This window comes from Phytobacter sp. V69, from assembly GCF_965644215.1.
Taxonomy (GTDB): Bacteria; Pseudomonadota; Gammaproteobacteria; order Enterobacterales; family Enterobacteriaceae; genus Phytobacter.
Genome location: NZ_CBFFRL010000618.1, coordinates 1 through 202, shown reverse-complemented (window position 1 = coordinate 202; position 202 = coordinate 1). Strand labels below are relative to the sequence as shown.

Annotated in this window: 1 tRNA gene; it reads left to right on the top strand. The window is 55.4% G+C overall.

The features are described 5' to 3' along the window. The first annotated feature begins 125 nt into the window (after positions 1–125). A tRNA-Asp gene (locus tag ACSZPU_RS26625) sits at positions 126–202 on the top strand.

Genomic DNA, 202 nt, shown 5'->3' with positions numbered 1-202 from the left:
AGAAGTGAAACGCCGTAGCGCCGATGGTAGTGTGGGGTCTCCCCATGTGAGAGTAGGGAACTGCCAGGCATCAAATTAGCAGTAAACCGGGATGAATAATCCGGGTAGTGACAAAGAAATTCGGTGGAGCGGTAGTTCAGTCGGTTAGAATACCTGCCTGTCACGCAGGGGGTCGCGGGTTCGAGTCCCGTCCGTTCCGCCA